Raw genomic sequence first — 3231 nt, 5'->3', positions numbered from 1 at the left:
TGGTGTGTTTGGCGACAACCAGTTTACCAGCACTCTGTCTGTCAACTTCCACTTTCCCAGGATCCCGCGAAGAACCAAAAAAAATCGGGGCCGGCGATGACCGGCCCCGGGGATGGCACGAGAGCGTCAGGACGAGTAGTCGTAACAGCGTTTGAGCTCGCCGAAGTCATAGAAGAAGCTGCCCACCGCAATGGGGGCGCAACCTGCCTTGAAGGCGAGCTCCTTCTCGTTGTAAAGCATCTTCACCAGCACCCGGCCGGCCTCGTTGCGGTAGACATCCCACTGGATGTTGGCCGCATAGGGAGAGACCCAGCCGCCACGCCATTCGTTGTTTTCCTGGCTCATCAACACGCCGGGCTGGGCGCTCTGGCGGCTCCCTGCCAGCTTCATCAGGGCCGCCAGCGGGATCAGGGTCTCCGCATGGGCAAAGCGCAGCTTGGCGACATGCTCGCCCGCCTCTTCCACCACCTGGGTCTGTACCTCGTTGAAGAGGCCGTCAAGCAGGGGCTGGGCCACGGCGTAGGTGGCGCTCTGGCTGGCAAGACTCGGTCCTTTCTCGTAGAAGTCCTCGGCATCGGAAAGGTAGGAGAACCAGGCAGACTCCTCTGGCGTGATGAACTGCTCGAGATCCCAGGACCCGCCTTGTGCCTGCGCCTCCCGGATCATCCCCGGGCCGATGATGAAGAGGTTGTAGAGCATGAGGGCGGCGTCCACCTCGTCGCGCACATGGGTCTTGCCGCCGTCTTCCGGGTTCACCGCCACATAATCCACCCCGGCGGCCAGCTCGTCGACGAAGGCCTTGCTGTAGAGACGCTCGAGCATCTCGCGGGCCATCACCCGGGTCCTGGGCAGGGCCTTGAGCGCATCGAGGGCCTCGGTCAGCTCGGGAGCGGGAGCCACCCCGTTGTCTTCGTCCCCGACAAAGGCCTGATAGGCCTGGAAGGTGGGCAGATACCGGGTGTACTCCCCCTGCGGCTCGGTCTTGTGGAAGTAGAGCTCGAACTTGTTGCGCAGCCCCTTGTCGATCTCGGAAGGGTTCTCCTGGCTGACGTAACAGTCGGGGCTGTCCGTCACCAGAGAGACCCGTTTGGCCAGGCTCTGCATGAAGAAGTAGGCGCTTTCGTTGGCGCGATCCTTGCCCGATGTCTCGACCTTGAGGCAGAGGGGAGTCGATTCAGTGGTCAGCAGGGTGGGCAGCCGTTCGGCGAGCCGGGTCGCCAGGTTGGCGTGCTCCTCCTTGCCGAGCGCACTCAGCAGGCCATAGCCGAGGGTCTGGTTGGCGGCCGTGACGGCGTCCACCTTGGCGCCGAGCCGTTGGCCCAGCTCGGTCAAGGCCCCCTGTCTCGCGGCCTCCTCCCACACCAGCTTGGTCAGCACATCGTATTTGGGGCTGGACAGCGAGCGGGAGCCATGGCGTGCCACCAGTTCAGTGAAGACGGGACTAAAGCCTTCAGGGGCCACCTCATAGCTGTTCATTGCCTGACGGGCGGCATAGACCGCCTTGGTGCTGTATTGATAGTCGCCGACGGCAGGCGAGGAGGAGTCGTTGCCCGAATGGCAGCCGCTCAGCAGGGTGGCCGCCACGCAGGCGGCAAGGGAAGAGACGCGAAACATAGTCATCCTTGAACCAGTGTGAAAATGAAGCCGCACAGTACGCACCGGATGTGACAATCCGGTGTCAGGTCTGGGACATGCACCTCTCTCCTGAAGGGTGACTCCCCTCCAACCGGCCTGCTTCCTCCCCACAAAACATCATTCATATTTTTTGAACGTGTAGGCCAGTTTATCTCGCTAACAATGACCGGGTGAGGCGCTTAATATTCACACATCGCTTAGGCAGGAGCGCCAAGCCGCAAAACAACTGGTCGTTCATGGCAGTCCCCCATACATATGGGCGACAAACATCCGTGACAAAACAACACACCATTTGAATGACCTCTTGCAAGGATGCATTGATGCAGGCCTGTCAGGCCTTGCCAATGACATAAAAACCAAGAGAGTGAATGAACATGAAAAACGTGATCAAGATGCTGGCCGTTGCAGGCCTGATGAGTGCCGGTGTTGCCCAGGCTTCCGTCCCCGCCGACTTCAATGCCACCCCGGGTGTGCTGTTCGTGAACTGGCATGCTGGCGCCGCCATGGCCGGCAAGGCCAACCCCATGCTGGAGGTGCGCGATGAATCCGGTGATCTGGTGGCCTCCGTCCACGCCAACCTGATGGGTACCCAACAGGTACAGATCCCGAGCCGCGCCCAGGGCAACCTGACCGTCAGCCTCGGCGATCAGAGCAGCGATTACCGCATCCCGTTCGGCATCGGCAGCGGCAATCCCCGCTGATCAACGCAGACGACTTCCCTCCCGGGTCTGGCAAAGACACGCCGACCAGGCGAGAGATCAACGACAAGGGCGCCATCAAGGCGCCCTTGTCGTCGTTGCCGTCGGCACGCACGGCTACTGGGTGAAGACGGGACCGAAGCCGGATCCCCACAGGATGGCCGTGGCAGCCAGCACGCAGACCAGCAGCACCAGGCCGACCGTCACCACTGAGCTGGCGTAGATGAATCCCTGCTCCTTGGTGATGTGCATCAGGATGGGTACGCCGATATAGAGCAGGTAGACGGAATAGGTCAGCCCGACCAAACCGATGAGCATCACGAACCAGAGATGCGGGAAGAAAGCGGAGAAGCCCACCATGAAGAGTGGCGTGGAGGTGTAGGCCGCCAGCTCCAGCGAGGTCGTGTAGCTGGGATCCGAGCCGAAGGTATGCCCCATCCAGTGCACCAGATAGGAGAGTGCCAGCACGCCGATGATAAGGGTCACGTACATGGCGACCGACAGCTTGAATGCGCTGTTGGCGGTCAGGGTGATGGGATCGCCGACCCCGATGCTCCAGCCGATGTGAACGGCGGAATAGTAGGCGCAGATGGGAGGGATAAGGGCCACGAGCAGGATGTGGGTCAGACTGTTTCTGAAGCTGTCGTGCCGCTCGTCTATGGTATGCCATTCGGTGTGGGGATGGGCATACAATCCCCATAAGTGATTCAATATCATAGCGTTATTCCTTCTCTACATCGGTGGTTGGCGGATCGATACCGGGCTTTCTCCTCTGATTGCGTCATGTCCGGGCGCTGGTGGCTCCATCGCTTGCCATGGCACATGTACAGGACCTTAAGCGTTGAGTCCCTTTAAAACTCCTTCCAAGGTCCTGTTCTGTATCGATTTTCTCTGCTTG

3 protein-coding genes are annotated in these 3231 nt (G+C 60.4%); 1 reads left to right on the top strand and 2 read right to left on the bottom strand.

Going from position 1 to position 3231, the window contains the following annotated elements; genetic code table 11:
- Positions 1–126 precede the first annotated feature (126 nt).
- Positions 127–1620, bottom strand: coding sequence for a histidine-type phosphatase (locus tag OKC30_RS20310; protein WP_270662556.1), 1494 nt, complete (start codon positions 1618–1620; stop codon positions 127–129).
- Positions 1621–2003: 383 nt separating this feature from the next.
- Between OKC30_RS20310 and OKC30_RS20305 the strand changes: the two genes are divergently transcribed.
- A complete protein-coding gene (locus OKC30_RS20305) occupies positions 2004–2336 on the top strand; it encodes a hypothetical protein (protein WP_160837519.1) in 333 nt (110 codons plus the stop codon).
- 114 nt (positions 2337–2450) lie between these two features.
- Here the strand turns inward: OKC30_RS20305 and OKC30_RS20300 are convergent, their stop codons facing one another.
- Entirely contained in the window at positions 2451–3050 is a 600-nt protein-coding gene (locus OKC30_RS20300; RefSeq protein ID WP_029314835.1) for a Yip1 family protein, read from the bottom strand.
- Positions 3051–3231: the final 181 nt, after the last annotated feature.

The sequence above is a fragment of the Aeromonas sp. QDB18 genome (assembly GCF_027705325.1).
In the GTDB taxonomy this organism is placed as follows: domain Bacteria; phylum Pseudomonadota; class Gammaproteobacteria; order Enterobacterales; family Aeromonadaceae; genus Aeromonas; species Aeromonas caviae.
The sequence above is the reverse complement of the archived record's forward strand: the minus strand, read 5'-3'. Positions and strand labels throughout refer to the sequence as shown.